Source organism: Williamsia sp. Y721 (assembly GCF_059683565.1).
In genome coordinates, this window is the sequence record NZ_JCASNH010000003.1 from 892834 (window position 1) to 918438 (window position 25605).

32 protein-coding genes are annotated in these 25605 nt (G+C 62.8%); 24 read left to right on the forward strand and 8 right to left on the reverse strand.

Translation table 11 applies throughout. The features are described 5' to 3' along the window. The first annotated feature begins 35 nt into the window (after positions 1-35). From AC56PL_RS19005 to AC56PL_RS19065, 13 genes are all read left to right on the forward strand, one after another. On the forward strand, positions 36-611 hold the full coding sequence (locus tag AC56PL_RS19005; RefSeq protein WP_497154764.1) for a M15 family metallopeptidase: 576 nt from the start codon (positions 36-38) through the stop codon (positions 609-611). After that, positions 611-1567 carry a hypothetical protein gene (locus tag AC56PL_RS19010; RefSeq protein WP_497154765.1) on the forward strand — a complete coding sequence of 319 codons (957 nt, stop codon included), beginning with the start codon at positions 611-613 and terminating at the stop codon, positions 1565-1567. The genes AC56PL_RS19005 and AC56PL_RS19010 overlap by 1 nt, the downstream gene beginning before the upstream one ends. A 3-nt stretch (positions 1568-1570) precedes the next feature. Beyond that, positions 1571-1927 (forward strand): phage holin, encoded by a 357-nt coding sequence (locus tag AC56PL_RS19015; protein WP_497154766.1) that lies wholly within the window; start codon positions 1571-1573, stop codon positions 1925-1927. Continuing rightward, on the forward strand, positions 1924-2217 hold the full coding sequence (locus AC56PL_RS19020) for a hypothetical protein (RefSeq protein WP_497154767.1): 294 nt from the start codon (positions 1924-1926) through the stop codon (positions 2215-2217). Before AC56PL_RS19015 ends, AC56PL_RS19020 begins: the two co-directional genes overlap by 4 nt. Continuing rightward, positions 2214-2420 carry a DUF7620 family protein gene (locus AC56PL_RS19025; protein ID WP_497154768.1) on the forward strand — a complete coding sequence of 69 codons (207 nt, stop codon included), beginning with the start codon at positions 2214-2216 and terminating at the stop codon, positions 2418-2420. Before AC56PL_RS19020 ends, AC56PL_RS19025 begins: the two co-directional genes overlap by 4 nt. Further along, positions 2417-2887: a putative phage holin gene (locus AC56PL_RS19030; RefSeq protein WP_497154769.1), complete on the forward strand. Its 471-nt coding sequence runs from the start codon at positions 2417-2419 to the stop codon at positions 2885-2887. Before AC56PL_RS19025 ends, AC56PL_RS19030 begins: the two co-directional genes overlap by 4 nt. Then, a complete protein-coding gene (locus AC56PL_RS19035) occupies positions 2872-3573 on the forward strand; it encodes a hypothetical protein (RefSeq protein WP_497154770.1) in 702 nt (233 codons plus the stop codon). The genes AC56PL_RS19030 and AC56PL_RS19035 overlap by 16 nt, the downstream gene beginning before the upstream one ends. Next, positions 3570-4622, forward strand: a complete 1053-nt coding sequence (locus AC56PL_RS19040) for a hypothetical protein (protein WP_497154771.1) — start codon at positions 3570-3572, stop codon at positions 4620-4622. Before AC56PL_RS19035 ends, AC56PL_RS19040 begins: the two co-directional genes overlap by 4 nt. Next, the gene (locus AC56PL_RS19045) at positions 4619-4885 is read left to right on the forward strand and encodes a hypothetical protein (protein WP_497154772.1); all 267 of its coding nucleotides are present in this window, start codon (positions 4619-4621) and stop codon (positions 4883-4885) included. Before AC56PL_RS19040 ends, AC56PL_RS19045 begins: the two co-directional genes overlap by 4 nt. Positions 4886-4924: 39 nt before the next feature. Beyond that, positions 4925-5260: an LtfC-like domain-containing protein gene (locus AC56PL_RS19050; protein WP_497154773.1), complete on the forward strand. Its 336-nt coding sequence runs from the start codon at positions 4925-4927 to the stop codon at positions 5258-5260. Then, positions 5260-6615, forward strand: a complete 1356-nt coding sequence (locus AC56PL_RS19055; protein ID WP_497154774.1) for a hypothetical protein — start codon at positions 5260-5262, stop codon at positions 6613-6615. Before AC56PL_RS19050 ends, AC56PL_RS19055 begins: the two co-directional genes overlap by 1 nt. Before the next feature lie 23 nt (positions 6616-6638). After that, complete coding sequence (locus AC56PL_RS19060) at positions 6639-7040, forward strand: hypothetical protein (RefSeq protein WP_497154775.1); 402 nt, start codon at positions 6639-6641, stop codon at positions 7038-7040. A gap of 235 nt (positions 7041-7275) precedes the next feature. Then, on the forward strand, positions 7276-7491 hold the full coding sequence (locus AC56PL_RS19065; RefSeq protein WP_497154776.1) for a hypothetical protein: 216 nt from the start codon (positions 7276-7278) through the stop codon (positions 7489-7491). 212 nt (positions 7492-7703) lie between these two features. Here the strand turns inward: AC56PL_RS19065 and AC56PL_RS19070 are convergent, their stop codons facing one another. Next, positions 7704-8606, reverse strand: a complete 903-nt coding sequence (locus AC56PL_RS19070; protein WP_497154777.1) for an LAPAL motif-containing putative phage structural protein — start codon at positions 8604-8606, stop codon at positions 7704-7706. 210 nt (positions 8607-8816) lie between these two features. On the opposite strand from AC56PL_RS19070, the gene AC56PL_RS19075 reads away from it, so the two are divergent. Further along, a complete protein-coding gene (locus AC56PL_RS19075; RefSeq protein WP_497154778.1) occupies positions 8817-9452 on the forward strand; it encodes a hypothetical protein in 636 nt (211 codons plus the stop codon). Between the two features lie 154 nt (positions 9453-9606). On the opposite strand, the gene AC56PL_RS19080 is transcribed toward AC56PL_RS19075, so the two are convergent. Then, positions 9607-10743 carry a GmrSD restriction endonuclease domain-containing protein gene (locus AC56PL_RS19080; protein ID WP_497154849.1) on the reverse strand — a complete coding sequence of 379 codons (1137 nt, stop codon included), beginning with the start codon at positions 10741-10743 and terminating at the stop codon, positions 9607-9609. 242 nt (positions 10744-10985) lie between these two features. On the opposite strand from AC56PL_RS19080, the gene AC56PL_RS19085 reads away from it, so the two are divergent. From AC56PL_RS19085 to AC56PL_RS19105, 5 genes are read left to right on the forward strand one after another with little or no spacing between them, the layout of a single operon-like run. Next, entirely contained in the window at positions 10986-11252 is a 267-nt protein-coding gene (locus tag AC56PL_RS19085; protein ID WP_497154779.1) for a hypothetical protein, read from the forward strand. Then, positions 11252-11881: a molecular chaperone DnaJ gene (locus AC56PL_RS19090; RefSeq protein ID WP_497154780.1), complete on the forward strand. Its 630-nt coding sequence runs from the start codon at positions 11252-11254 to the stop codon at positions 11879-11881. Before AC56PL_RS19085 ends, AC56PL_RS19090 begins: the two co-directional genes overlap by 1 nt. 32 nt (positions 11882-11913) lie before the next feature. Continuing rightward, positions 11914-12111, forward strand: a complete 198-nt coding sequence (locus AC56PL_RS19095; RefSeq protein ID WP_497154781.1) for a hypothetical protein — start codon at positions 11914-11916, stop codon at positions 12109-12111. Next, complete coding sequence (locus tag AC56PL_RS19100; RefSeq protein ID WP_497154782.1) at positions 12108-12329, forward strand: hypothetical protein; 222 nt, start codon at positions 12108-12110, stop codon at positions 12327-12329. The genes AC56PL_RS19095 and AC56PL_RS19100 overlap by 4 nt, the downstream gene beginning before the upstream one ends. Further along, a complete protein-coding gene (locus tag AC56PL_RS19105) occupies positions 12326-12658 on the forward strand; it encodes a hypothetical protein (RefSeq protein ID WP_497154783.1) in 333 nt (110 codons plus the stop codon). The genes AC56PL_RS19100 and AC56PL_RS19105 overlap by 4 nt, the downstream gene beginning before the upstream one ends. 359 nt (positions 12659-13017) lie before the next feature. Here the strand turns inward: AC56PL_RS19105 and AC56PL_RS19110 are convergent, their stop codons facing one another. After that, entirely contained in the window at positions 13018-14331 is a 1314-nt protein-coding gene (locus tag AC56PL_RS19110; RefSeq protein WP_497154784.1) for a restriction endonuclease, read from the reverse strand. A 434-nt stretch (positions 14332-14765) separates the two neighbouring features. Here AC56PL_RS19110 and AC56PL_RS19115 point away from each other — a divergent pair, with 434 nt between their 5' ends. Next, positions 14766-15002 carry a hypothetical protein gene (locus AC56PL_RS19115; protein WP_497154785.1) on the forward strand — a complete coding sequence of 79 codons (237 nt, stop codon included), beginning with the start codon at positions 14766-14768 and terminating at the stop codon, positions 15000-15002. Positions 15003-15319: 317 nt separating this feature from the next. On the opposite strand, the gene AC56PL_RS19120 is transcribed toward AC56PL_RS19115, so the two are convergent. Then, positions 15320-16408, reverse strand: a complete 1089-nt coding sequence (locus tag AC56PL_RS19120; RefSeq protein ID WP_497154850.1) for a site-specific integrase — start codon at positions 16406-16408, stop codon at positions 15320-15322. A 911-nt stretch (positions 16409-17319) separates the two neighbouring features. On the opposite strand from AC56PL_RS19120, the gene AC56PL_RS19125 reads away from it, so the two are divergent. The 3 genes from AC56PL_RS19125 to AC56PL_RS19135 all read left to right on the forward strand — a co-directional run bounded on the left by AC56PL_RS19125 (position 17320) and on the right by AC56PL_RS19135 (position 20649). Beyond that, on the forward strand, positions 17320-18480 hold the full coding sequence (locus AC56PL_RS19125) for a lipase family protein (RefSeq protein ID WP_495516815.1): 1161 nt from the start codon (positions 17320-17322) through the stop codon (positions 18478-18480). A gap of 52 nt (positions 18481-18532) precedes the next feature. Further along, the gene (locus AC56PL_RS19130; protein ID WP_497154786.1) at positions 18533-19777 is read left to right on the forward strand and encodes a lipase family protein; all 1245 of its coding nucleotides are present in this window, start codon (positions 18533-18535) and stop codon (positions 19775-19777) included. Between the two features lie 194 nt (positions 19778-19971). Next, positions 19972-20649, forward strand: coding sequence for a L,D-transpeptidase family protein (locus AC56PL_RS19135; RefSeq protein WP_495516817.1), 678 nt, complete (start codon positions 19972-19974; stop codon positions 20647-20649). Positions 20650-20718: 69 nt separating this feature from the next. Here the strand turns inward: AC56PL_RS19135 and sthA are convergent, their stop codons facing one another. The 4 genes from sthA to AC56PL_RS19155 all read right to left on the reverse strand — a co-directional run bounded on the left by sthA (position 20719) and on the right by AC56PL_RS19155 (position 24477). Next, positions 20719-22155 carry a Si-specific NAD(P)(+) transhydrogenase gene (gene sthA, locus AC56PL_RS19140; protein ID WP_495516931.1) on the reverse strand — a complete coding sequence of 479 codons (1437 nt, stop codon included), beginning with the start codon at positions 22153-22155 and terminating at the stop codon, positions 20719-20721. Between the two features lie 106 nt (positions 22156-22261). Beyond that, entirely contained in the window at positions 22262-23119 is an 858-nt protein-coding gene (locus tag AC56PL_RS19145; RefSeq protein ID WP_497154787.1) for a PE-PPE domain-containing protein, read from the reverse strand. A 70-nt stretch (positions 23120-23189) separates the two neighbouring features. Next, positions 23190-23987, reverse strand: coding sequence for a DNA-formamidopyrimidine glycosylase family protein (locus AC56PL_RS19150; RefSeq protein WP_495516819.1), 798 nt, complete (start codon positions 23985-23987; stop codon positions 23190-23192). A gap of 16 nt (positions 23988-24003) precedes the next feature. After that, a complete protein-coding gene (locus tag AC56PL_RS19155; RefSeq protein WP_495516820.1) occupies positions 24004-24477 on the reverse strand; it encodes a ribose-5-phosphate isomerase in 474 nt (157 codons plus the stop codon). 92 nt (positions 24478-24569) lie between these two features. On the opposite strand from AC56PL_RS19155, the gene AC56PL_RS19160 reads away from it, so the two are divergent. Beyond that, positions 24570-25601 carry a M48 family metallopeptidase gene (locus tag AC56PL_RS19160; RefSeq protein ID WP_497154788.1) on the forward strand — a complete coding sequence of 344 codons (1032 nt, stop codon included), beginning with the start codon at positions 24570-24572 and terminating at the stop codon, positions 25599-25601. The last annotated feature ends 4 nt before the right edge of the window (positions 25602-25605 follow it).

Consider the following 25605-nt stretch of genomic DNA (forward strand, 5'->3'; position numbering starts at 1 on the left):
CTGATGAAACGAAGTGCTGAACGAAAGAGGATGCCATGAGTTTTCGAACCGCCTACGGGAATACGCACTCCGAAAACGGGTGGCGCATGTGTAACCGCGACGAATGCACGGTGATCACGGTCGGCGGCATGAGTGTCCCGGTCCGAGCCGGCTGGGCGGCCGTCGCGCTGAAGGCGTGGATGATCTGGTTCCACGAGAATGTCGAACGACTCGACCAGTACTTTCCGATCGACGACTGGGGTTGGTCCGCCGAGAATGTCGTGTTCGCGAGCAACCATCTTTCGGGCTCGTGCTACGACCTCAACGCGACCGAACATCCCTGGAAGATCGACGCCTCACAGAACTTCACGCGCGAACAGATCGCGACTATTCGCCACGGGCAAAAACTGTTCGAGGACAACATCTTCTGGGGCCAAGACTGGGATACCCGCGATCCCATGCACTTCCAACTCAACCACGGCACCGCCGCCGGAGACGGCGCCAGTGAACGACTGATCGACTTCTGCCGACGACGAATCGGTCCCGACGAACGTCTCATCACAGGGCCTGCGCCCTGGGAACCGAACGCGCGCGACCATGAGGCGTTCTCGCAGCTGACCAGGTTCATCTGATGGGCACCTTCTGGGCGGACGTCTCGCAGTACCAGCGCGTGGCCGACGACAGCTACCCACACCAGGTATTCGCATTCCGCACAAACTCGGGAGACGTGCAAGACAGCAAAGCCCTGGCCAACTTGAACTGGGCGCTGGCCAGTGACCTGCCAATCATCATCGCCTACTACTTCTTCAGGCCGGGCCAGTCGAACTGTGATCTGTGGCGCGACCTGGTGACCCGCAACGGCAAGATCGACCCGCGCATCGTGTGCATGGTCGACGTCGAAGGAGACCGTGGCACCGTCGCCGGGGACCGCAGCGCCGAGATCAACGACGAGGTTCGGCGCGTACAGGGATGGCTCGGCGGCAAGCGGGTCATCGGCTATCTGAATCCCAAGGCTGACCCTGGGTTGTGGGTCACCCGACCCGGTATCCCGCTGGTGGTGCCCCACTACAACGGCACCCCGGGCCAGTCGTACAACTTCCCGGACCGGTTCGCCCACCAGTATTCCGACGCAGTTCCGTGCGCCCCGTTCGGTCTGTGCGACGCGAATTACACCGCGCTCTCGATCGACCAACTCAAAACCCTGTTCGGCATCACCGACCCACAAGGAGACATCATGGCCACCCTCAACCAAGCCCAGGCGGACGCCGTCGCAGAAGGCGGGGGGCAGCTTCTCCGCTACCCCGGCGTGATTCGCATCCCGTCTGCGTGGCTCCGCAGGATCCTCGGCCGCAGCTGGCTCGACAAGGAAGGCCCCCGGTTCGCTGACGCGTTCGGCGCGGTGGTCAACGAAACCGTCTGGGACGGCTACGACTTCACGAGTCCGATCAACGATGTTGCGCTCGCAGACATCCCTGATGAGCAGGGCAAAAACCTGGTGACGATGGTCCGCGTCAATGGCGCCCGTCTGAGCCGGATCGAAAAGAAGCTGGACCGCCTGCTGGTGGCCATCGAATCCAAGGAGATCTGAATCATGAACGCACTCAAGGATATTTTTTCTGACAACCGTCGCGCCTACGTTCACTACCTTGCGGTGTCGACTCTCTCGCTGATCACGGTGCTCACGGGATCTGACCCGGCGCTGGCTGGTCTGATCGTGGCCGTTGTCATCGCGGTGTTCGATCTCGGTGTGGCGATCGCCCACACTTCGTCGCGGGTGAGCTTCGCCGTCTACGGTGTGGCACTCGCCATCCAGCCTGTCGGGCTGGCATTCCAGCTCGGTACCGGTGAGCAGTGGGCCGCCGGACTGACCTTGTTCTCCGCACTCCTGGGTACCGGACTCGCTGCGGCCAAGGCGCCACGGCCGGGTGACTACGACCTCGCAGCATGAGCCTGTTCACGCCGGCGACGTGGAACGGGATCGGGATCGTCACAGTCCTGATCCTGATTGTCATTGCGCTGGCGTGGGCATTGCTGACCGGTCGTCTGGTGCTCGGCTTTACTCACCGCGAGCTCATCGCCGAGAAAGACCGGGCACTCGACGCGGCCGGAGCTCGCGCCGCAGAGGACGCCACTGCGATTGGCAAGTTCGCCGACGCCGCCGCAAAGTCGACGGCCGCCGCCGAGGTTCAACAGGCGATCGTCACCGCCATCCGCCAACTCGCCGAGGAGCGGTCATGAAGTGGCCCTGGCAGCACGAGATTGAGCAAGCCCGCGCACAGGCGGACGAGATGGAACGTGAACGAGATCGGGCCAGCGCTCGCCGACAGCTGGCCGAGACAGTAGATCGGAGGGCCGAAGCGGTGAACGCTGGGCTTCAAAAAGAGCTGCTCCACAACCACTTCATCGACGCGCTCAAGACCGCTTTCGGTGGTGCCGCGTGAGCATTCATATCCGCGTGCTCCGTGCCGTACTGAAGGTTGCGTCGATCGGAGCACTGGTTGCCTGGACGATCTGGGGTGGCCTCGCCCTCGGGCTCACTCTCAAGGATCTGGCGAATTGCGCACTGGTTTCACTGGCCGTCGTCCAGGTTGGCTTTACCCTGCAGTATCTCCTGCGGTCTCCGTGGTGGGTGACAGAGCTCGGTCGGCAGTACGCGACGAAGAGCGTCATCATGACGCTGGTCCTGTGGCAGGTGTCAGCGTCGGTGGTCTCCCAGTCGTCGTACCCGGGTCGGGAATATTGGCGGCTGGCAATCTATGTCGGCGGCGGCATCGCGATGATGTGGCTGTGGTGGGCGTTGACCCGCTATCAGCGCCGGGGTCGTGTTTCGCGCCGTGAGGCCGGGGATCTCCGCACTCAACGGCAGATCTGGCGGGACACGCTTCGGGACTGGTGGGTGAAGCTGTGAAGATCATCGTCTTCCCGGGTGTCGGGGACGCGGGAATGCTGACTGGCGTCACGAATCTGATTCCGGGCGCCGACGTGGTGACTCTGCCGTTTGGGTCATATGGTCCGGTGCCGTTGCCGTTCGGTCCGGATCACGAGGAGTCGGTGCGGCGGTTGATGCGTCAGGGTCGCGCCGAACTCGACAGGGGCCCGGCCGTGCTGCTCGGTTTTTCACAGGGCGCCGAGGCGGCGATGAACTTGGCGGCGGAAGGTCACCCAAATCTGATCGGTGCCGGCGCAGTGTCGGATCCGCGCCAGCCCGACCTGGGCAATGGGCTGACCGGGATCCGTGGCCCGCGGCGTGTGCCGAGGGTGCGGACTCGGTGGGCGTTCGATCCGAAAGATGTGATCTGCCAGTGCCCGAAGGATTCTCCGCTCCGCACGTTCGCGGATCAGACGGCCAAAATGTCGTTCTCCGATCCCGGCGAGTGGAAACGGGACCTCATCGCGCGCGTCGTCAAGGGGCGGTGGCAGGCGGTCAAGGTGCAGTGGTGGAATCCGGTCGGTGTTGTCTTGCAGTACAACCGGGCCCGACTCGATGCGGAGGGCTATCTGTATCGCGGTGATCACACCGGGTACGGGATGCGGCGTGAAGCGAACGGGTCGACGTATCTGCAGAACATGGCGGCCTGGGTGAGGTCCCTGTGAGCTCACCGAACTACCCCGATACTGATCCGCCAGATGGTGGTCCGTTCGGTGACTTCGCGGAGTGGGCGTCGAAGTCTGCCGAGGAGTGGCAAGAAGGCTACGGGCAGCCGAAGATCGAGCCATTCAGCAAGATCGGAGGGTTTCGCGGATGGCTATTGAACGCGATGCAAGGTGGGATCACCGAGGTCCTGAATCCGCTCAAATGGATCTCAGACCTGATGCAGCTACGGTGGCTCCAGGTCGATATCCTGCAAACCACGGTCGATACACATACCGAGGCGATCGCCGAACTTGCAGACATAGCTCCGGCGACACCGGTCACGCCCGCCTATTTGGCGGACATTGACGATATGGCTTCATGTAGCCGCGGTGATTTGATCGAATGGGTGACAACCATCAGCGGCGGCTCACACAGCCACTCGTACAACGCATCTGGCAGCGGTACCGCGTTCGCAACGACAGGGAACACGACCCCGTCATTGACTGTGTCGACCACTCCCCGCACTCCGCTTTTCACCCCAGACGTTCAGAAGGACCCTTTCGGGATCGGAGGGAAAGTCTACTACTGGCCTATCGTCGCCGACCGAAAGGGCCATGCAACGTTGCTGCACTGGAACGTTGGCGAGGACGGCTCCCTACTCGACATCGTCGAATACAACATGGCGCTCTGCGCGTATAATCCGAGCACCGGAAATATTGAAAAGGTTTGGGATTCAGGTAATCTCGCCTCTACCCTGGCCGCGACAACAACACCACAAGAGGCCGAAATCGATATGGCATTGACGGAGACTCAGGGCGCAGTGACTCCCGGCCAGGTCTTGTTTGTGGCGCACCGGCAGCGCGCCCAGGGACTGCTGATGACACCGCGGTCAATCGCCTACGCGCCGCGCACAACCCGGCAGCGTCCCGTTTCGAACCTGTTGAGGGCTCCGTCGTACGTCACCCCGGACTACTACACCGGCATCCCATCTTCCATCGCGCTCTCCTCGCTCACCCACGTCCTGACGCGACTTCCGTGGTCAGGCATCAAAGTAGAGGCAACTGCATGAAGAACCACGACGGATACTTCGTGACCGGCGACGAACTCGTAGCGTTCCGGGAGTCCAGCAAGGCGCACTGGTGGATGAACGCCGACGGCACCACCGACGTCTACACCGACGAATACGAACTCTCACCCGGGTGGCCGGTCTACCTCGGCTCTGCCGGCGTCTTCACCCAGTTGGAGGGCGACGACCTACAGCGGGCGTGCGATGAGCAACTCAATCCCGCCCTACGTGCGAATGCGCACCTATTTCCAGAGGAGGAGTCCTGATGGCAGACATCTTCGTCCGGCACGGATATGAGGTTGGCAGTGGCTGACATTGGCACCCCCACACCACAATTCACTCTCCACCTCCCCACAATCGGGGACTTCCGCGACGGCTACCGTATGGAAGGCGAGGACTTCCCGGAAAACGCGCAGCTCTACCTGTGCTTCGGTGACACCCCACCAACCCTGCCAGTCCCACCAGAAGAACGCTGGGACTACACAATCAGCGGCGACACAGCCACGCTCAAAGTCGAATCCGCCGTCGTGCGCGCCATCGAGCGCAACACCAAGTATTGGCTGATGTATTGCGCGGACCCAACCTCACCCGGTGATGACTACGAAATCCAGACCGGGACTGTGCGAAAGGTAAACGACTGATGGCCACGCTGGTTGGTATCGGCGGCAACCGCATCGACGTCGGGCCCCGCGACCCCGCCAATTACACAGTGCTCAAGCCTGCGGAACCACGAACTCCTGGTGTTCTCATACCGGTGCGCGGCGCGGCCGGTCCCGCGAATTCCCTGTCTATCGGCGCTGTCGTTAGCGGCGAGGAGGCCGGTGCGTCAATCACCGGCGATTCACCCGACCAAACCCTGAACCTGGTGTTGCCGAAGGGCGATAAAGGTGACCGTGGCGACGACTCTGTCGTGCCCGGTCCACCGGGTGAGGTGTCGGCGGCTCAGCTGAACACTGCGCTCTCCGGCAAGGCCAACACCGTCCATACCCACGGGCCAGCCGACTTGCAGGTGCTGAGCGGTGCGACGGTTCCGACGGCGACGGCGTTCTACCGCGGTGACGGGCAATGGATCGTGCCGACGAACACGACCTATTCGGCCTTGTCACTGGCCGAGTTCACCACCGGCACCGCGACCACTACCCGCGGCGTGTCGGCGCTGCTTCTCAATCAGCAAATCAATCAGAAGCTGGCCGCGCTGGTCGCGGCGGCGCCGACCACTTTGGACACGCTCGATGAGCTCGCGGCCGCCCTCGGCGATGACCCCAACTTCGCGACAACGATCACGGCGCTGCTCGGGCTCAAGGCGCCACTCTCAGCACCATCCTTGACGGGTGCCGCCACGCTCGACGGGCAGGCGATCGTCAAAACAAACGATGCCCGGCTGACGAACACTCGTGTACCGACCGACAACACAGTCGCGACCGCGAAGATCATCGACGGCGCTGTGACGATCGCGAAAGTATCACCGGCGATCGAGACGTCGCTCGGCAAGGCTGACACTGCGGTGCAGCGAACCGCGGTGGGCGGCAAGGTGTACGGCACGCTGTGGTCCGACGGGTCTCAGACGACACTCACCTACGACAACGAGGTGTACCCCGACACGCTCGCCGAGCGGTACACCGACGGCCGGCTGCGGGTAGGCGTCGCTGTTGACGGGCAGGATGCTGTAGCAAAGTCTCAGCTCGACGCCGCGCAGCTGGTCGCTGTCAATGCGCAGACGGCCGCGTACACGCTGGTCGCGGCCGATCAGGGTAAGGCTGTCGAGGTCAATTCGGCGACAGGGGTCAATGTGACGGTGCCGACCAACGCGACTGTGCCGTTCCCTGTCGGTGCCGTGATCGAGCTGCTGCAGGTCGGCGCGGGGAAGATCACCGTGGTGTCTGCTGGCGGCGTCACGATCAATGGTTTCTCGTGGCAGACCAGGGCTCAATGGTCGACGATCGTGCTGCGGAAGCGGGCCACAGATACGTGGATCGTGGCGGGCGATCTCGCGTGATCCCCGCGGCAAGAGTCCGCGCGATGAAACGCCGGGTCCAGGTGATCGCCAAACAGCAGATGAACAAGAACGGCACGTTCGCCGGATCCAACGGTGTCGAGCAGACAGTCACCGCGTGGACATCGGACGGCACCAGCCCGGCGACCATCGTCTCGGACAAGCTCGTCATCCAAGGAAACGGGGATTCCAGTCCACTCTTTGCCTCAATCGTGTTCGGCAATGACGGTTTCGGTGGGACCGGCACCGCGAAGCTCTATCTCAATGGCGTGCAGGTCGGGCCGACAGCCAGCATGTCCGGCAACGCAACCTTCACGATTGGCCCGGTGTCGATGCCCGTCGCAGCCGGCGCCTTGCTGCAGCTCACTTTCACGAAGGGCGGCGCTTTCGGCTCGGTCCGGGCGGGGACGTACGTGTCCGCGGGCTGACATCCAAACCTGCAGAATTGCCGTGCCGGGCTCGGCGCTGACGAGTATTGTTCCGCGGGAACAGGGTTCCCCCCACGAAGCCTTGAAATAATAGGACGTCGGAACGCGAGGGATTGGTGTCCTGTTCGAAATTCTCGGGGGTGCGCTCCCCGCAATGCCTTGGCAAATGCCCCCGCCCATAACACCCGAGCAAGAACGCAACGCCGACACGCCGGGATCGTCCTACGGTCGGCTCATGACCTCGAATCGCCACGGCAACAAGCATCTACCGGCACCCGCCAGCCTCAGGAACGCCGGACTCTACGACTTCATCCGGAGTGCACTGACAGCAGAACTCATGCAAACCGGCGAGATCCTCGTGTCGTTCTCAGTCGGCCCGGGATATCCGCACCCCAGTATCGACAGCTACAAATCCTGGGACGTTTCCTATCGCGCAGCACCCCGCACATAACACCCGGATTGCTTCGGCGGTGGATTCACTCCCGGGGGGCCTCGTACTTTATGAGATGGGACGCACTGAGGGTCGCTACAACTATCGACGGGACGATAACGAGCGCGCTCATGCTCGCATAGGTGACGAGCAAGTAAGCGAATGCCCCAGACGCGACGGCGATCACAAGCACAATCAGGTTCACGACGTCGAGTCGACGCCGTGAGTGGCGCCTATATGTCGTCGTCACCTAAAGTCCTCCTGCGACTTGCGACCTTGAGAACAGTCCATTTTGTGCTGGATCGACCGTTCTTCTCGATCTTATCCTCGCGGACCGTCAACTGGAAGGTGTCAGTGTTGCTGATCGCTAGCCCTTCCGCCACTCGCCGAAGGAAATCGGTATCCTTGACTTCGGCCTTCCGCGTCTTACCGGCTGCCTTGACCCGCCACTTCGTCGGATCGCCAAAATCGATCGTCTGCATCTGGGCCAGGACGTCGAACGTGTCTGTAGTTTCCTCGATGTCGTCAGCCGGAGCCACGCTGTCGTAGTCCGCCCGCCGGAGGACGAAAGTCTCGACCGCGGGAGGCTCGGGCACGTCGGCCGTTGCCGGTGGAGTGCCGCTGACATCGAGTTGCTCAACGCGCTCGTCGCTGAGCGGCGCCATAATATCGCGCAGTTGCTTCTTGCGGCGGCGCTTACGCTTGTTCAGCTCGTCCCAAGCTGCCCTCGGAACCTCTTGGCTACTGTTGTCCTGCCAGACGATCTTCACATTCCCGTTCTCCAGGTGCTCAAAGTTCTGAACTTCAGCTCGCATGGACTTCGTCGCCCAGTTGATGATTTGGGCGATCGTGGGCCCGCCCGTGACTGCCGCTACAACCTCCCAATTTTCGCTAGCGACGCGGACGGCCTCGATGATGAATGAGCCCTCCCTTGCAGGGCGCACGAGCACTTCGGAGTCAGCCGGCCCCTCCTCATGGAACACGCCAGCCTTGTCGAAGTCGCCGACTATTCCAGCCAGTCCCTGGAGGACCAGCGCGACGTCGGCTGCGCGCAGCGAGTGCAGGTCCGCGTCTGACTCTTCGTCGCCGGCGAATCGGAGCGTGACCGAGTCGAGAACCTTACGGGTGTCCGTCATGGGCGAATCGTATCGGCACGATCAGCGGCCTGACGTTTGTCGCTCATTCAGACGACGGGCACGGTGAACCGCTCCACGGCGCCAAGTCGCAAGCACCGCACCGCGGCAAGATCAAGGATGCGCTCACCGGAAGGGGGGGCCTCACCCCGTCCCGCACATAACGCTGACTCGACGGTCTGTGCGGTCCCGATGCCGCGGGCCTTATAATTTGTGCGCTACGCCGCGCTGTGTCGCGATGCTAGGTTTTCGTCTGTGGGCGTCTGGGAGTTCTTCGCGTCGATCATCGGGTCGACAGCGTGGCCTGCTGCCGTGGTCGTGGTGGTGTTCATCCTGCGCCAGCCGATTGTGGCGATGCTCGGCCGAGCGCGCTCAGTGTCGGCTAGTTGGGGGTCGGTTCAGATTGCAGCGGAGATGATCGACAAACTGTCGGAAGAGAACCGTCAACTCCAGCCCGACGCCGACCTGAACCAACCACCCGCCCCTCAACGACAGTTGGCCTCCGCAAAGAACCGGAGGCTTGTACGGGAGAACCCGGCAGCGGCGGTCGCATCCGCGTTCGACGACGTCTCGCAGGCGGCCAAGCAAGCCGTAGAGACCTTGGCCCCCCATTTGACGGACTTTCTTTCATTCGAGGACCGGGTCGGCGTCCTCGCGGAGTACGGCTTCCCTAGCTTGACAGTGAATGCTGGTCGATTTCTCAGCATCAACCGTCATGACCCGATCTACTCGTCGGGTGACCCGGAGGCCTACGTCGACGCCGAACGCTACGTCGCACTGGCGGAGCAGTTCGCAACATCGGTTGAGCTTCTGCTCAAACACCAGACGGAGCCAACCAGAGGTGATTGATCGCGCGGCCACGACAATCAACTCTGCATTGATCGTCGCCCGCCCATATCGCGAATTATGACCCGCCGCCTCGCACCACCCCAAAGGACTGCGTCCAGACGACAACACCTCGGCGCCCCATCGAGGTCCGGGGGGGTTGTCGTAGCGCTGATTGCTAGGTCTCGCACCCAACGCCGTCACCATCGCGGTCGAGGTGACTGCCGTAGCCTGGGTCGCCGCGATACACCGGTGCGGCACCGGCGGCACGGGCGGCAGCGCAGTTGGCGAACGCGCCAGTTGATGGCGCATCCACGACAGGCGGCGGCGTGTATTCAGGCTCAGGCGGCGGCGTGTAGGCCGGCGCCGGTGGCACGTACGGAGTTGTCGTCGTCGCTGGCGCGGGTACCGGTGTCTGCGTGCGGGTCTCAGCGGGGGCCGCAGTGGTCACCGGCGCGACCGTGGCTCCGCACTCCCCCAGAATGCGGATGATGGCGTCCTTCTCCGGTTGCGTCACCCACAATCCGTATATCGACTTCGCATCCACCTGGCGAGAGACGTATGTGCAGCGGTAGGACTTGTTGGGCGGCAGCCAAGTTGCGGCATCACCGTCCCCCTTCTGCTGATTTGTCGGCCCATCGGCCGCCTGCAGATTGCGTGGGTCGTTCGCAAAGTCCGCACGCTTCTCCGGCGTCAATTGCTGGGCGCCGGTCTGCCACGCGTTCGACAACGCGACAACATGATCGATCTGGACCGCGGTCGAAGTGTCCTCACCGCGGACAAACGCGATGGGCTCGCCGGTGTACGGATCGTTCAACGTGCCCGATTCAACCCGACAACCGTTCGAACCTGGCTTCACGATGATGTTCACCAAGTCCCGGCGGAGAATGTCGTTGCGGGTGTCGCAGCCGTTGCGGCCATTTTCAACAGCGACGTCGTCTGTCCACGCTGTACCAAACATCGCGCGGTCGTAGCCGGTCTTTGGCGCCCGACCCTTCACCGCGAGAGTGTTGAGCTTCGCAAGCGAAGCGTCTGCAGCGGGGGCAGTCGAGACCTGGACGACCGGCTTCGCCGCTGGCGCCGGAACCTCTGACGTCGGCGACTGTGTCGTTGTAGTCGTCGGTGCGACGGATGACGTCGACGTCACCGCTACGGCTTTCGAGTCATCGTCCTCGGTCGAGCCCGCGACAGCAAAGATACCAATCAGGGCTGCGACCGAGACCGCGCTCACCGCGATCCACGGCCAACGCTTCGCTCGCGGCGGCTGCGGGTACGGGTACGGAGACGATCCTGGCCGATTCCAGTCGGTGGGCATATTGGGTTGGTCAGACACGAGAAACCTTTCGAGTGCTAACGAGTTTGGGTCAGGCTCAAGTGGATTCACCCGGACTGCCAGCAGCGTTACTCAGATATAGCGACCAGAGTGCGCTGTGTTACAGGTCGCCTTGAATGCCGGTCAGTCGATCCCGTCGGTTGGATCTCCGACCGCCCGTAACATCCGACATGTCACTACGTTAGTAGCGCCAGATGTAATTACGCATGGCGCTACGATGGGGCATGGCAAACAACATCCGGGAACGCGCGCTCGCTGACATCGCCAGCGAGCGCGATCGACAGACACAGCTCGGGTGGACACCTGAGCACGACGTCAAGCACGGCGCTGACCATCTGCTGCAACTCGCCGGCCGATACGCACTCGACAGTGCGAGCGTCGGGTCGACCATCGATGAGCAGCGAGCCGACCTCGTCAAGTGCGCAGCGCTGGTCGTCGCAGCGATCGAACTCGTGGACCGCGAGATACCACCAGCGGCAGCGATCTTCTGATGCAGTGGCCCGCGAACATGACCGTCCGCCCGATCCAGCACTGGCCGGGTGAGCTGGCCGGCAAGCGCCGGCGGTCGAACTTCAAGGCATCGTGGTCGGACACGATCGAGCTGCTCGGCCGGGAGCTGCGCGCCATCTCAGCGAAGGACGTCGTGCTGCAGGTCGCGATGCAGGAGAAGGACTTTCGCATCGACGGATACCCGATGGCCCGGGCCAAGGCCGCGCACCCCGGCGTGATCCTGTCGCTCGATTCGAACGTCGGCCAACTGTCGTGGCCATGCGACAGTTTCGACTCGTGGCAGGACAACATCCGCGGCATCGCACTGTCGATGGAAGCTCTGCGCAAGGTCGACCGATACGGCGTCACCAAGCGCGGCGAGCAGTACACCGGCTGGCAGCAGTTGCCCTCCGGGACGGGCACGGCCATGGCGATGGGAGCCCAGGCCGCCGAGGATCTGATTCGGCGGTACAGCCATCGAGCAGGCGGACACAGCCTATGCACCCTCGAACAGGCATACCGCAGCGCTCGCGCCGTCACTCACCCGGACCGGAACAAGGGTGACCGCGCAGAGTGGGATTGCGTTGAGGTGGCAGCCGAGGTGCTGCGCGCAGCTGGGCAGTTGTCATGACCGGCGTACCTACACGCACTACCCTCCGAGGTGTGCCGAAGCCGAAGCCATCCAGCCCGCGAACGTTCCGTATCCCGGACCACCTCTACGCCGAGGGCCAGGCCGCGGCCGAGTTCCTCGACGTGTACCTGTCCGAAGCGGTCCGGTCCGGGATCGAGGATCTGATCGCGCAGGCGAAAGCGGACCCCGGCTACGCGGAGTGGCTGGCAGCACGAGAGCAGGAGAAGTGAGCCTCCCGCCAGCGCCAGACGGCATGCACTTCGCACTTCAACGCAAGGTCGTTGACGGCCACACCAAGATAATCGTCCGGCTGCGTGTCACAGAGACCGGCGGTTTGGTCGACCGCGCGGTGGTTGACGTCGGCCTGTACGGCGACGGCCCTGCAGTCATCGAACGGGCACAACGGATGTTGGACCACCCCGCAGCACGAGAACCGGAGCAGAAGTGAGCGATGTTCGCCCCGATGGGTACAGGCTGCACATCACGAAACGGAACTCGCCGGTTGGCACAATCACGGTGATCAATCAGTGGAGTGACGAGGCGGGACCCCGGCGCATCGACATGCAATGCACCGCCGCTGATCCGCACATTGAAATCCAGGGCAACCAGATCAAGCAGCTCCAGAAGGATTACGTTGACGTGCTCAAGGTTGAGCCCAGGCCGACAGAGATGTACGGAGACATTCTGCGGTTCACGTTCGCGAACCGATCGCTCACGTACGTGGTCTCCGACTACGACCCGCAGACCGACACCTATACGGCGCACTGGCCCGACTGATGCCGACGTGGGTGTGTAGCGAATGCGGACAGGAGTCGTGCGCCGACGGCCAGGACCGGTGCGGCGCCGATGGTGCGATCGATGTGCCAGATACGTTTCGCGACTACCTCATCGCCCGCCCATAGCTCTAAACCTGACCCCGGGCGTGAAACCTTCGAGTTCCCCATGATCGCCATCGGGCGTTCCACGCGACCATTTTGAGCGAAGACCCCCGTCGACGCGGAAGCTGGCGAGACTCCCACTCAGCATGGCTCATCCACCGCAGCATAGGGAATCAAGCAAACGCGCTACCCCGCCAATTTGACTAAGCCACTACCGCGGAAGGATTTAAAATCTACTCTTCATCGTCGCAATGAAGACTACAGGGGGATATCGGAGTCGGGACCGTCGTAGTGCGCCAAAAATTGGCCGGTCGGATGGTCTCGCCGATATATGGCGACTTGCTGTAATTCTCTCAGAACCTCAGCCGATAAGTGGAAGTCAGCGATGAGTGGGCATTTACGCTTCTTATCCAGAGGGAATCCCACAGCACAGGGCTTGTCGGACTGTTCAATTATGAGAACCCTCGGGTCCGGAGGATCACCAATACCGAATCGCCGCCAGTACCGATTCCCCAGCATCGGTTCAGGAAAAGCGCGCGAGTCGCCCGCTACACGGACGCAGTCGTCCGTACACACATCGGCAAGCTCAAGCTGGACCCTTTCGAATATCGGGGCAATAATGTACTCAGTCCAAGCAGCGAACTTCTCAGGGTCACCCAAGAAGCTGTAGTTGTCCGATTCGATGAACCGGCTTGGGTCAGCCACTGCCTCAACTAGGAGATCTGGGGACAGCTCAAGCATGACCCCGAGCACCAGGTAAGCGGCGCTGCGTACTAATTTCTCCGAGCCAATGGGTCGAGCCAGCGACCGCATTTGCAGCTTGGGCAGCTCCAGTAGTGCAACGAAAAGGGCCTCTAAATGAGCGTCAAGCGCGTCTCTAATCAGAGTGGACCAAGGTCGCGCGAGTAAGTCCTCTTCGGCTTCCGCATACACGAACATCGCAATTATGAAAGCCCAGCTCTCTGACGAAGAAACTACCCCGGGAACTGACCAGAAATAGCTCATATCCAGTTCCGTGGGAGTTTCGCCCAAATTGAGGAACCTTTCAAGCAGTAGCTTGAGGCGTGTCGCATCGTCGAGTGCCTCAGGCAGCACACGCGCAGCAACTGTGGGGTATTGGCGAACCAGCCCGGCGAGGCGATCGCGGTCCCAAAGTCTCACTTTTGGCAGCGGGTGCGTCGCTTGCCAGTCAGCAACCCAATCACGTGTGGGATTCGAAAATCGGCTGTTTGTGCAGAAGACCAAGACGTCTAAGTTAGACCTTGCGGCTGCGGTCATTACAGACGCCACAACGTCCTGCTTTGCCACCGTGCCTCGGCGCCCCTTTGCCTCTATCCACCACCGCGACCGATCCAGCTCCCCGTCTGGGGTCGGGCGATCGAACAAGGCTTCGAGATCACGACCGCCGTCCGCTGCCGTGACGCCGCTGTCAGACCCTGATCGCCAGGTCAACTCACCGGCGCCCATGGCCTCAAGAAGCCCGAACAACAACTCCTCAAGCTGCGAACCGACGACCGAGTCCCAGACGACCGCAGTCGCAACTGGCGAAGGTGATGGCGGTTGCTGATCCATGGTCGCCATGCTGCCCGATCGCGGAGACTGTCGCTGCGAAAGTGGCACGGTCACGGTCAACACCAGCCGCTACGGTTTCAGCGTCACAGAGGTTCCAGCTAGGATCCTGGCCATGTGGATACACAAAACTTGCGGCGCACCAGCAGCGTTCGTGAATCGGCCGAGCCCGGTAGCCGGGCGCCCCGACCGCGAGGGATACACGTGTTCCGCCCAATGCGCCAAGGGTGGCCGCAGCTTTCAGATCGGTCACCCCAGCGACGATCCGAACAACTGGCGCGAGGTTCCGGGCACGTAACGGCATTCCCACCCGGCCCAGATGAGGGCCAGCCCGGTCTCGTGCAACTCCTCGATGGCCGGTACGGCTACCGATACACCGACAGCGATGACGTGATCATCATGAAGCGCGGGCCCGAGGCTGAGGTAGGCTGACAGCAGTGCCCGAGGCAGCAGCCGAGGGAAGTGAGCCCCGCAGCTCTCCGGACGGAGAGTCGGCGGGGTTTCGCGTATCTGCGGAACCAGCCGCCGGCCGCCGACGTCTGACCGTCATGCGGTGGACCGAGGACGGCGCGGAGTACCGGGAGAACGAACCGTGGGAGCCGTGGGAGATCGCGATCATCGACCGACTCCGCGCCCAGCACGCCGACGACGTTCAGTCCGGCCGCGCTACGTGATGGAACCCGTCCGGGTGGATCGTTGGAAACCACCTCGCGGCGTGCTCGTAGATGACCGCACCGCACTTCACGCATCGCCATGTCCGGCATGGCGGTTCGTGAAGGTTGTCCCAGCCGACGAGGCACTGGCGAGGGCCGAGCCTGTGGCCATTCGGGCAGCGGACCGGTGGATTGCGATCGGTGTACATCGTCCACCCCTCAGATCAAAGACGCCCCGCCTGGTTCGAGACAGGCGGGGCGCTTCTTTGCGTTGGGCGGACCCTTCCCGGCCAACCCAACCCTAGCAAATGTAGAACAAGTGTTCGAGAGTCGGGAAATCACTCGGGCAGCCCGAACACGTTCGAGCCGAGCTGGTCGAGTGCCTGACGTGACCGCGTCTGATCGATGTGCGCGTACATCCGCTGGGCCGCCTTGCTCGAGTGCCCCATTATCGCCATGCGAGTTACCTCGTCCACCCCCGCGGACTGGAGCAACGTCGCGACTGAGTGCCGCGCGGAGTGCAACGTCAGGTCTGGAACACCGGCGGCCTCAAGCGCGGCATGCCAAGCATCGGTGTCGTCGATCTTCCGATACGGCCGGCCACCCTCCCGCGTCCACACGAGCCCGCTCGTCGGCTCACCCTGCGCAATGTGATGCGCCTTCATCGCCGCCTCCAGTGGTGCGATCATCGGCACGATCCGGCGGGAACCGACGTTCTTCGGCGGCACGATGCACGCTGTCCGCCACACCGGGCGGAAGTCGAAACCAGGCCGGACATCGAACACCGACTTGTCGTAGACCTCCTCCGGCCGCCGTGCATACCGGTCCTTCAGCTTCAGCCACTGCAATGTCCAGGCGACGTCGAGTTCGTGCCGAGTGAAGTCCACTCGGTCCCATTCCAGACCGAGGCACTCGGCCTGACGCTGCCCGGTCATCAGCGCGGTGGCCCACCGCGACATCATCGGATCCTCGGTCTCAATGAGGTACGTGAAGAGTTTGCGGACCTGGTCGAGTTCGTGGGCCCCGCGGTCTTCTCGCGTGACTTTCGGGACTGCGACCCGGTCGCACACGTTCTCCCGGATCACACCTTCGCGTTTCGCGTCGGTGAGCGACTTCGACAGCACGCGATACGCATCGAGCGCTGACCCTGATGCCTGGCCGCGATCGACGATCCCCTTTGTCATCGACCGGATATCCGCCGGCGTGAGCTTCGCCAGCTTCTTGGACCCAATGAACGGAACGATTCTGGAGTTCACCGCAGACCGGTATGCCGTCAGGGTCTTCGGGCTCACCTCGAGGTAGATGATCTCGTCGAGCCACCGCTTGAGCCAGGCCTCGAGTGTCGTGGAGTCGGTGACTGGGAGTCGACCGTCATCGATGTCGCGCTGTAGCCGTTTGAGTTTGTCGACTGCGGTGTCGTAGTTCATCGATGACACCGGCCGGCGTTTGCGTTTCCCGTTCTCGTCGGGAGGTAGTTCGACCGACCCCACCCACAGACCATTCGGCCGCTGAGTCAGGCCTCCCTCACCCCGCGCGCGCCGTTTCTGCTTGGCCACTCACCTCACCCCTCACCGCAGTAGGTACACACTAAAAGTACACACTACGTAGTCATACGCCACGCCTACGACAGGCAGCTAATTAGCAGGTCAGAGCATGTCTTCGATTCGTCTGCCAGGTACAAAATACCATTTGCGCTAGTCTTCCAAACTAGCTACGCGGGTTCGATTCCCGTCACCCGCTCCACACGAAAAAGCCCCGGTCAGCACTACTGGCCGGGGCTTTTTTCGATTGCGCTCCATCACACCGCGAGCTGGATTGTCAGGTTCATTCGCACCTCCCGACGCCGACGGATTCCGTATCGGTCGGTGCCCAATACGATCACCGTCGTCGCGGTCCAGGACGACGACAACGCGTTCACCATCGCGGCGAGGTTGCTGCAGCACATCAACAAACCCTCCGGCCGACGCTCCTCCCCCAAATGAGGTGGGAGCCACTGCCTGACGCGTCGTACCTCCGACACGGCAACGCAGCCAGCACTCGGCATGGTTCGCGGTGAAAATTGTTGCGGTCCAGTCCCGAATGGATCATCCCGTGCGGGGTGACACCCGCCAATGACCGTGTGATGCATACCTCGCAAAACAAACAATGTGATGCACTTGACAACACGAGTCACGGAACGGTTACATTCCAAAAATCGTCGCCAAGGGGGCCGACGCTTTACCCGTTCGCGACCCGGAGGCTCAAAATTCTTCGCACGCCAAACACTGCCGTGTCCCGATCCCGACTACGGCGCCGAGTCACCACCTTCGGCGCACTGTGTGCCGCCACGCTGGCGCTGATGACGACCGCTCCGGGTATCGCCGCTGCTGACGAAGTTGCCCTGCCCACCCCCTTGTCGGACCGTTTCTACGACGCACCCGCCGATATCGGGGACTACGCGAACGGTGACATCGTCGCCAAACGCAAGATGCCCAACCCGCCCGGGTTCCTCAACATCGAGACCTGGCAGCTCAAGTTCCGCAGTACCGACATGTACGAACGACCGATCGCCGCGGTCACCACCCTGCTGCTGCCGGTGAACCGACGCGCGAACGCACCGGTGCTGAGCTTCCAGGACATCGTGAACGCCCTCGGGCTCGAGTGCGCACCCTCTCGCACGCTGTACACGCAGACCAACAGCTTGACCGCTCGTCAGGGACCGGCACTGAACGGCCTGCTGGCGCAGGGGTGGGTCATCGCGGTCCCCGACCATCTGGGTCCGCGCAGTGCCTACGGCGCAGCCCAACTCGGCGGCCGGATCACTCTGGACGGCATCAAGGCAGGCAAGAACCTCGCCGCAGCGAACATCTCCCGGAGTCCGGTCGGTTTGATCGGGTATTCCGGAGGCGGAATGGCTACGGCATGGGCCGCCGCGTTGGCCCCCACCTACGCGCCGGGACTCCGACTGGCCGGCAGCGCTTATGGCGGGGCCCCGATGAACTTGATCAAGATGGCCGAAGGACTCGGCTACAACAACCCCCATCCCGCATTCGGATTGGCATACGCCGCGGCGGTCGGGCTGTCCCGCGAGTATCCGGACGAGATTCCGATGTGGGACAACCTGACACAACTGGGTAAGTCCATGTTCCTCCAGATGCAGAATGCCTGCACCACCGAGATCCTGCGGATCGGAGAAGATCACAGCGCCGACGAGATGACCCCGGACGTCAAGATCTTCGATGACCCAGCCGTGCGGAAAGTCGTCCAGGCCAACGGGCTCGATTCCTATCCGGGGGTACCTAATTCTCCCGTGTTCGAATGGCACAGTCCCACAGACGAACTGATCCCGGTCGACGCCATCGTGGCCACCAACAACCGCTTCTGCCGCGCCGGAGTCAAGGTCACGAGCCTGCTCACCCCCGCGCCGAATCATGTGGCCGCCTACCCGCTGGGTATCCCCGGCGCACTGCAGTGGCTGAGCGAGCGATTTGCCGCTCAACCTGCACCGAGCACCTGTTAGAGGCATGCTTGGCGCAATTCCCGTGCCCCCCTGACACAAAGGTGAGCGGACCTTGCACCGACGAGTATCGAGATCTATCCGTCTGTCACTGATCGCCGCAGCAGCGGTTGTCGCGGTCGCGGTGACGTCAGCTCCGGCCGCGGCCGATGACGTCGCTCTTCCCACGCCCCTGCCGGACACCTTTTACGATGCCCCAGCCGACATCGACCGCTACGCGAACGGCGACGTCATCGCAAGCCGTGAGATGCCCGATCCCCCACTGTTGTTCGACCTGCGTACCTATCAGATCAAATACCGCAGTACCGACATGTACTCCCGGCCCATCGCAGCAGTCACCACACTCCTGGTGCCGGACAACCACAAAGTCGACGGTCCGCTGCTCAGCGTGCAGGACATCGTGAACGCGATGGGGCTCGAGTGCGCGCCGTCACGACAGCTCTACACGACGACCACAAATGTCGATCCGCGATCGGGCAGCCTCACCGCCAGTCAGCGGCCACTCCTGAACGGACTCCTGCAACAAGGTTGGGTTCTCGCCATCCCCGACCATCTGGGTCCCCGTAGTTCGTACGGCGCAGCGCAACTCGGCGGGCGGATCGCCCTCGACGGGATCAAGGCAGCGCAACGCTTCGAGCCCGCCCGTGTCGAGAAGAGCAGGATCGGGCTGATGGGCTACTCCGGCGGCGGGATGGCAACGGCGTGGGCGGCCGCGCTGGCACCCTCCTACGCCCCCGAACTCAAGATCGCCGGGAGCGCATACGGCGGCGCTCCGATGAATCTGATCAAGATGGCCGAGGGGCTCGGTTACAACAATCCCCATCCCGCGTTCGGTCTCGCGTTTGCCGCGGCCATCGGCCTGTCCCGCGAATATCCGAACGAGATGCCGGTGTGGCAGAACCTGACCCCACTCGGCAAGTCCATGTACCGCGAGATGCAAAATGCCTGCACCAACGAGATCTTGCTGACCGGCCTCGGTCACAGCGCGAAAGAGATGACACCCGACGTCAAGATCTTCGACGACCCGGCGGCCCGAAAAGTGGTCAACGAGAACAGCCTGGAGTTCTTCGCAGGGGTACCGAATGCCCCGGTGTTCGAGTGGCACAGTCCTATCGACAGTCTGATCCCGATCGACTCGATCCTTCATACCAATTCGCGGTACTGCCGCGCCGGGACGGACGTGGTCTCGATTCTCACCCCATCACCCGACCATCTCACGGCTGCCGTGATCGGATTGCCACCAGCGCTGTCCTGGATGACCGACCGGTTCAACGGTGTGCCCGCCCCCAGTAATTGTTGACCGATGCCGGGAGGCCTCTGAAATAGAGTGAGCCAGATCACTTTTAGACCAACGGTCGGATAAATGTAGTCACTTCAGCAACTCTGACCCCAACCTCGTTCGTAACGTTTGGCGGTGTGGTACCGACATGCAAGTATTGAATCTGCGCTTTCGGGGAGCGCATAAACCTGCACCCAACGTTAGGGTTATACATAGTGTCGACCAGCAAGTTCACCCGCGGACGCACCGCCAAACGCCTCTTGGCCGCCGGACTCGGCGTTGTCGTGATGGCCCTGGCAGTTCCGACGGCAGCCTCGGCGCAACCGTCGCCCACCATTCCCGGGTTGCCCGGCGTGCCACTACCGCAGATCCCCGGCTTGACCATCCCGGCACCACCGGCACCTCAGACCACTCCGGAACCGGCACCAGAGCCCCCGAAACCGGCCGAGCCCGCTCCCCCGGTGAAGACCGACACGGGCTGGGTTGCCCTCGCCGACGATGCCACCCATGAATTGACCGTGTGGCACGAGGGCAAGATCGTGCGCAAAATGCCGATCTCGATGGGTTCGAATGAGAACCCGACCCCCAACGGCACGTACAACACCAAAGAGAAGTACCGCGACATGTACATGGATTCGTCCACGTACGGAGTCCCGATCGATGCCCCGGGTGGTTACCGCACCTATGTCGAGCACGCGATCCGGATGTCCTGGGACGGAATCTTCATCCACGCCGCACCGTGGTCGGTGGAGCAGCAGGGCAACACCAACGTGAGTCATGGCTGCATCAACCTGAGCGCCGAAAACGGCCAGTGGGTCTACGAGAACTTCCCTGAAGGAACCCCGATCGTGGTGCAGGGCACCGTCGGCGGGCAGTACATCCCGGGCAGCTAGACGAGCAAAGAACATCTGAAAACCCGGCGCCGAGAGCAACTCTCGGCGCCGGGTTTTTCTATGTCTGCGCTATTCAGCACCCAGGTCGTGTCCGTTGCCGGCACCGGTGACCCGGGCGATGGCCCGCATCTTGTTCACCGCGTCCAGTGCCGCCACCTTGTAGCCCTCGGCCAGGGTCGGATAGTTGAAGACGGCGTCGACCAAGTAGTCGACGGTTCCCCCGCAACCCATCACCGTCTGCCCGATGTGGACCAATTCCGCGGCGTTGGAACCGAATACATGCACTCCCAGGATGCTCCGGTCGTGCGCATCCACGAGCAGTTTGAGCATGCCGTAGGCGTCGCCCATGATCGCGCCCCTGGCCAGTTCCCGATAACGGGCAACGCCCACTTCGAAGGGCACGTTCTCCGCGGTCAGTTCCTCCTCTGTCTTGCCGACGAAGCTGATCTCCGGGATCGAATAGATGCCGATCGGATATTTGGACGCGTCTGATTCGCCGACCGGTTCGCCGAAGGCGTCGTACGCGGCCCGTCGGCCCTGTTCCATCGCGGTCGCCGCCAATGCCGGGAAGCCGATGACATCACCGACGGCATAAATGTGAGGCACCACCGTGCGGAAACAGTCATCAACCTTGAGCCGACCCCGGTTGTCACCCTCCAAACCAGCTGCGGCAACACCCAATTCCTCGGTGACACCTTGCCTGCCTGCCGAATACAGCACGGTGTCGGCAGGAATCTTCTTACCCGATTCCAACACGGTGACGGTTCCCGATGGGTGCTTCTCGACCATTTTCACCGATTCCCCGAACCGGAAGGTGACGCCTCGGTCACGCAACTGGTATTGCAATGCCTCGACGATTTCACGGTCGACGAAGTCGAGCATGCTCACACGCTGCTCGACCACGGTCACCTTGGTACCCAGCGCGGCGAACATCGAGGCGTACTCGATTCCGATGACGCCTGCACCGACCACCACCATCGACTGCGGCAACCGGTCGATCCCGAGGATCTGATCAGAATCGACGATGGTCGCGCCATCGAACTCAACAGTGGAGGGCCGTGCCGGACGGGTGCCGACGGCGATGACCGCGTGGTCGAACGTGATGTTCTTTCGATCACCACCCTCGGATTCGACGATTAGTTCATTGGGTCCGACAAACCTGCCGTTACCGATCAGGAGCGCAACCCGGTTGCGGGACAACTGGTTCTGGATGATGTCGATCTCTTTCCCCACCACATGCGATGTACGCGAGGACAGGTCGGCGACGGTGATGTCGGTCTTCAGCCGGTACGACTGCCCGTACAGGTCCCGCTGATTCAGGCCGGTCAAATACAGGACCGCCTCGCGCAGTGTCTTCGACGGAATGGTGCCGGTGTTGATACACACACCACCGACCATGTTCCGGCGTTCGACGACCGCGGCCTTCTTGCCGAGCTTGGCAGCAGCGATCGCCGCCTTCTGCCCCGCGGGGCCGGAGCCGATGACAACCAGGTCGTAGTGATCCACGTTCATTTCTCCCAGCGTTGACAGGTCTGGGATTCAGTGTCACCCAAATACGGGTGTCTCACATTTCAGGCGCGTGAATTGTTTCCACCGGACAAGTGGATACCAGCTACGCAGCGTGCCGATCGACACCGCCGAAGGGCAGGAATGTCACCTGCACCTGCAACCACTGGGCCAGCACCTCGCAACCGGATGCCTCGCCCCCGGCGAGTGGTTCTGCGTCATAGGCGGTGTGCCGGCCGCCGCGACGATTCACGATCTGCAGACCCCGCCACATCAGCTTGCCTGGTAGGTATCCCGCGATCTCCACCATCGCGATCCGCAGTCGCCGTACATCCTTACGCCACTGCCGGGGATGGACCGATGTCCGCGCCGCGTTCTGGAAGTCATTGCCCCTCAACACCTGCCAGAGATGACGGCACCAGCCACGCACGTCATGAATCGACATTGCCGCAGTCAGGTCGGCGAAGTCTCGCAGCAACGAGTCACCGCTGGCGTTGCAGATGACATCGGCGGGGTCGGCGATCCAGATCACCGGGATGTCCCCCGGTATCGCGGGGCCCTCGCCGGCAAGTCCGAATCCGTCGCAGCCCGCAGCCACTCCCGGTGGCTGGTGCGGATCGGCCACGAATCCGACCGCAACCACACTCCTGCGGCTTTCGCGGCCTGCCAACATGTTTCGGATCACGACCGAACCCTGCGAATAGCCGACGAGCATCACCGGTCCGGCGACCGCATCCACCCGGGCCTGCAGATTCGCCACACCCTCGCGCACGCTGTCGAGGTAACTCATACCGGCCAGGTCCGGCACCGGTCCATAGCTTGCCGGGTATCCGACCCACCGGCAGTCGAATCGTTCGTCAAGCTGCTCGGCCACCTCCGAGAGAAGCCCTCCGACCCGGTGTCGGCTGTCACCTGGGTATGACTCGCCGGTTCCTCCCACGAAGAGCACCGTCACAACTGCCATGGATCCATCATGCCCATGGAACCTGAGGGCTTGCTTAGGCGATCCCACTGCGATTGCCCAGAAAATCGATTCAGTCGGCCTGACAGGTCGGGCACCAATAGACCTTGCGTGCCACCATCTCCCCGATCAGGATCGGTGTCCCACAGATTCGGCAGGGTTCACCGGCGCGGCGGTAGACATAGGTCCGCGGCCGACCCGGACCGTACGCCGGAGCGCCGTGATCATCGTCGGGTCGGACGACGTGCATCTTGCCGCGTCGGACACCGATTGCCATCAGCGACACCAGATCCGACCACAATCCGTCCCATTCGGAACGGTTGATCCCGGTTCCGGGGCGATGCGGATTGATCGACGCCCGGAACAGGACCTCCGCGCGGTAGACGTTGCCCACCCCACACAGCACCTTCTGGTCCATCAGGAGTGCACCGATCGCCTTGCGGGACCGGGTTATCGCGGCCCAGGCCGGCTCGGGATCGGCGTCCTTGCGTAGCGGATCGGGACCGAGCCTCGCGGTCAGGGCCGTCAGATCCGCCGGGGTGTACAACTCGCAGGCGGTCGGACCGCGAAGGTCAGTGCCGTAGTCGTCGGATTCCATCCGCATCCGGACCTGGCCGACCGGTTCGGGCAGTGGTGCGGGGCCTTCGCTGAACGCTCCGTAGAGGCCCAGGTGCACGTGGACCATCTCTCCATTGCCGTAGCGATGGATCAGATGCTTTCCCCAGGCCTCCGCGCGAACGAAGGTCTGCCCGTCGATCCGGCCGGCCCCGGAAGCAAAGCGTCCTTGCGGACTACTGACCGCCACCTGTCGGCCGGCAAACTTGCGATGATGGATCCGGGCCAGCCGATGAAGCGTATGCCCTTCAGGCACAGTGCGTTTCGAAGTCTCAGCGCTCAGGCAGCAGCGGCGGCACGCCGGTGCGCTCGTACTCCGCGAGGATGTCGATGCGGCGTTGGTGGCGCTCTTCACCCGACCACTCGGTGTTGATGAACGCGTCAACGATGGCCAACGCCTCGGCCTGGCTGTGCATGCGGCCACCGATGCCGATCAGCTGGGCCTTGTTGTGCTGCCGCGCCAATTGTGCGGTCTCGACACTCCACGCCAACGCGCACCGCGCTCCGGGGACCTTGTTCGCGGCGATCTGCTCGCCGTTACCGCTGCCGCCGAGCACGATGCCCAGGCTGCCTTCGTCGGCGACGGTCCGCAGCGCGGCGTCGACGCAGAAGGCGGGGTAGTCGTCGAGCGCGTCGTATTCGTGCGCTCCACAATCGATCACCTCGTGACCCGCAGAGGTCAGATGTTCGGCAATCTGGGCTTTGAGTTCGAATCCGGCATGGTCGCCACCTAGGTACACGCGCATGCCGACCAGTCTGACAGAGTGCGGTGGCGCGCCGGGCACCGACCGGAAAGCCCGGCCAAGGGCGGCCCATTTCGCGGCACGGCAGCACTAGATTGGGCAGGGTGAATCCCGACTCCCCACCGCCGATTGCGGCGTCACATCGGCTTGCCCCGGCACCGTTCGCCGGACGCCCGCGACGGCATCCGTGGGAGATCCCGATCCTCGTCCTGGTTCTTGTCGTCGGGCTCGGCGCTTACGTCGTGGTTGTGACGCTGGTGGCAACGGGTTCCCTGAACACCTGGTTCTTGCTGATCCTGCTCGCACCGCTGCTGCTGTATCTGATCCGTGGCCTGACCTACGCGATGCCCCGCGTCAACGGGGTCAAGATGAGCCCGACGCAGTTCCCCGAGGGTCATCAGATGGTGGTCGAATCGGCCCGCAGATTCGGGCTCGAATACGTCCCGGACGCCTACGTGGTTCTCGGCAACGGCACCATCAACGCCTTTGCGTCCGGCCACGGCTTCCGCCGTTTTGTCGTCGTCTATTCGGACCTTTTCGAGATCGGCGGGCACGCCCGCAGTCCGGAGGCGTTGCGGTTGATCATCGGACACGAGGTCGGGCACATCGCTGCCGGGCACGTCTCGTATTGGCGTCAGCTCGGTTCGATCATCGGGCTGAACCTTCCCGTGCTCGGCCAGGCGCTGTCGCGATCGATGGAGTACACCGCAGACAATCACGGCTACTACAACCAGCCGTCCGGATCACCCGGCGCCATCGGGGTGCTGGCCGCCGGCAAATACATGCTGACGTCGGTCAGTTTCGACGAGTTCGCCGATCGGGCGACGCTGGAGAAGGGCTTCTTCACCTGGCTGACCAATCTGCAGTCGACCCATCCGGTGCTGACCTGGCGGGCCGCAGCCCTGCGAGACCGATCCGGACCGGGTCGGATGTTCTTCCGACCTCGCCAGATCGTTCGCGGGATCGGGAGCGGCCACGTCCAGCTGCTGCTGCCGACCGGTCCCATGCCCCCGACCGGGATGGTGCCGGTTTCTTCGATACCACCGGCGCCGCCGGTCGACCTGACCAAAGATCAGGCCGACCCACGCGCGACGACACGGAGGCCGAAGAGTGACGACCTCGGTTGAACCA